Origin of the sequence: Mycobacterium sp. (genome assembly GCF_049683355.1) — a bacterium.
GTDB lineage: Bacteria > Actinomycetota > Actinomycetes > Mycobacteriales > Mycobacteriaceae > Mycobacterium.
Map to the genome: position 1 here is coordinate 1 of NZ_JBAUJB010000255.1, position 2,647 is coordinate 2,647.

At 65.4% G+C, this 2,647-nt stretch carries 3 protein-coding genes and 2 pseudogenes; 3 read left to right on the forward strand and 2 right to left on the reverse strand.

Annotated features, from left to right (window positions below; genetic code table 11):
• Both WA944_RS15455 and mspA read left to right on the forward strand, forming a co-directional pair.
• Window positions 1–97, forward strand: a pseudogene (locus WA944_RS15455) (MspA family porin); the annotation flags it as partial.
• Between the two features lie 337 nt (window positions 98–434).
• The gene (gene mspA / locus WA944_RS15460) at window positions 435–1,076 is read left to right on the forward strand and encodes a porin MspA (protein WP_526647095.1); all 642 of its coding nucleotides are present in this window, start codon (window positions 435–437) and stop codon (window positions 1,074–1,076) included.
• A 94-nt stretch (window positions 1,077–1,170) separates the two neighbouring features.
• Here mspA and mscL read toward each other — a convergent pair whose 3' ends face one another.
• Window positions 1,171–1,605, reverse strand: coding sequence for a large-conductance mechanosensitive channel protein MscL (gene mscL / locus WA944_RS15465; protein ID WP_526374862.1), 435 nt, complete (start codon window positions 1,603–1,605; stop codon window positions 1,171–1,173).
• Window positions 1,606–2,032: 427 nt separating this feature from the next.
• Here mscL and WA944_RS15470 point away from each other — a divergent pair, with 427 nt between their 5' ends.
• The gene (locus WA944_RS15470) at window positions 2,033–2,446 is read left to right on the forward strand and encodes a hypothetical protein (protein ID WP_526374860.1); all 414 of its coding nucleotides are present in this window, start codon (window positions 2,033–2,035) and stop codon (window positions 2,444–2,446) included.
• A gap of 60 nt (window positions 2,447–2,506) precedes the next feature.
• Here WA944_RS15470 and WA944_RS15475 read toward each other — a convergent pair.
• Window positions 2,507–2,647, reverse strand: a pseudogene (locus WA944_RS15475) (SAF domain-containing protein); the annotation flags it as partial.

A 2,647-nucleotide genomic window follows, 5' to 3' on the forward strand; every position in this document is an offset into this window, starting at 1 on the left:
TGCGGCCGGCGGTGTGCTGCTGCGTCCGTTCGCTCGGTTGGTCTCGTCGACCGGTGACAGTGTCACCACCTACGGTGACCCGTGGAACATGAACTGACATTGCGCTGACGACAATCGGCCCCCGGCAACTGCCGGGGGCCGATTTCGTGTGTCGGTGCCGACCCTTTGGGGTGTCGGCATGCGGGTGCTCGGGGGGACGGATGGTGAACGCTGGGCAAATTCGCCCCGACGGCCTGGTCAGCGGTGCCGTTCGTGTTGCCGGGGTGATTTCTCCCCGTTATGTTTCTTATGTTCGACATGAGCGAATCGTGAGAGCCGCATTGCGGATTTTTAATCCCACTCACATGTGTCGCTCGCAGGATTGGTAGCGGTAGGCCAGGCACGAACAACTCGGTGCCCCCGCCCGGGGTTCCGTCTACATATCAAGGGAGAACATGAAGGCAATCAGTCGGGTGCTGATCGCGATGGTCGCGTCCATCGTGGCGTTGTTCGTGAGCACTGGCACCTCTCACGCAGGGCTGGACAATGAGCTGAGCCTGGTCGACGGCCAGGGTCGGACTCTGACGATCCAGCAGTGGGACACATTCCTCAATGGCGTGTTTCCCCTTGACCGTAACCGGCTGACCCGTGAGTGGTTCCACTCCGGCAAGGCGGCCTACATCGTGGCCGGTGAGGGTGCCGACGAGTTCGAGGGCACCTTGGAGCTCGGTTACCAGGTGGGTTTCCCGTGGTCGCTGGGTGTGGGTATCAACTTCAGCTACACCACTCCGAACATCGCGTTCGACGGTCTCGAGGGCGTCGCCGCGCTCAGTGGTTCCGAGTTCGGTGGCATCGTGACTCCGCCGCTGTTCCCGGGGGTGTCGATCTCGGCTGACCTCGGCAACGGTCCGGGTATCCAGGAGGTCGCGACATTCAGTGTCGACGTGGAGGGTCCCGGCGGCCAGGTGGCGGTGTCCAACGCGCACGGCACGGTGACCGGTGCGGCCGGCGGTGTGCTGCTGCGTCCGTTCGCTCGGTTGGTCTCGTCGACCGGTGACAGCGTCACCACCTACGGCGAACCGTGGAACATGAACTGACTCTGCACATCAACTGACATAGCCCTGACGACAATCGGCCCCCGGCACCGCCGGGGGCCGATTTCGTGTCCCGAGCTGAAATGTGCGCGGGTGGTCACTCCGAATGGTCGGCCGGGGTGGTGGCGTTGCCGTGCTTACCGGCCGGTCCAGCGGTTTCGTCCGCGCGCAGCAGATCCCGGATCTCTGTCAGCAGGGTCAGCTCGCTTTCCGTGGACTCGATCTTCTGGTCACGCTCCTTGAGCTTCTTGAACGGGACAACGATCACGAAGTAGATCACCGCAGCCACGATGAGGAAGTTGATGCCGGCAGACAGCACGGCGTTGAGATCGACGTACTGCTCACCTCCCAGCGGGATGCGCAGGATGCCGTACTCCGCCTCTGGCCCTGCGCCGATGCGATCGATGAGAGGCTGCACAACGTTCTGGGTGAATGCGGTGACGAGGCCGGTGAATGCCGCCCCGATCACGACCGCGACAGCCAGATCGATCACATTGCCCCGAGATATGAAGTCCTTGAACCCCTTCAGCATCGCGTGTCCTTTCGTGTGCGACGGATACCAAGTTCAGACGAACGGTAGCGCTGTCGGCTTACTGCTCGGGGTGCGTTGCAAGACCCCGTGCGGCCGAGGTCTGCGGGCAGCCGTCCGCCCCCTCGCCCGGCACGCGGGAACTGGTCGCCGAGACGTTTGCCGCAGAGGCCCGCGCCGATGCCGGCGACTGGATGTTCCGCACCCGGGCGGCGACAGGCGGTTTACAGCAGATTCCCAGTTCCAGGGCGGCACTCCGGGGCAGCGGATGCCGCTGGGCCGCGGGGGCGAGGCTAAAGTGATCCTAAGGATCTCGCTTTGCTCTGTGATGCCATGCACGGTCCGGTCCAGCCTGCTAGTCTTGCGCTTGGACTTGAGTGCTTTTCCGACTCGCAACGTACGCGTTCCCGTCACAGAAAGGGGCAGGCCGATGGCCGCTCTCACCCACAATTCCAAGAAGCTGGGCGTCCTCGGCTTTGGTGCGCTCGCCTTCAGCGTGGCGGCCCTGACATTCGGTGCCGGGACCGCGGGTGCGGACCCCAACGATCCTTCCCACCCCACAATCGGCGGCGACGGGGTGGTGAGCTCGCGCCAGGCGGCCGCCACTGCCGGCGCGGACTACTGCGCAGTGAACCCCGGCACGCTCGGCACCGCCTCGGTCATCGCCAGCGACATGGGAGTCCCGTCGCAGAAGGCCGAAGAAGCCGGGCCGGATTGGGTCGGATCCGATGGCTGGCAGGCCCAGGGGCTCAGCCGGTCAAACGCCTGGGGTGGCGCGTTCGACCCGAGCAAGACCAGCACCGGTCCGCAGTGCGGCCCGGGCAGCGCCAACCCGTTCGGATAACAGCACACACCTGACATTCGCCCCCGGCCGCCGGCCGGGGGCGAATTGTGTTGGCGGCAGCTAATGGAGCGTCAGCGTGACGGTCTCCACCAGGGCCGCCCCGGCGACGGTCTTGGCAGCCGCGGCAGGCAGCGCAACGAGCACCACCCGTCCGCCGCCTGCGGCCGGTCCGTTCTGCTCGGCGGACACCAGCACCACCAC

Excerpts from the sequence above, each read along its gene's own strand:
- mspA (WP_526647095.1), top strand. The coding sequence starts at position 435 with ATGAAGGCAATCAGTCGGGTGCTGATCGCGATGGTCGCGTCCATCGTG.
- mscL (WP_526374862.1), bottom strand. The coding sequence starts at position 1,605 with ATGCTGAAGGGGTTCAAGGACTTCATATCTCGGGGCAATGTGATCGAT.
- WA944_RS15470 (WP_526374860.1), top strand. The coding sequence starts at position 2,033 with ATGGCCGCTCTCACCCACAATTCCAAGAAGCTGGGCGTCCTCGGCTTT.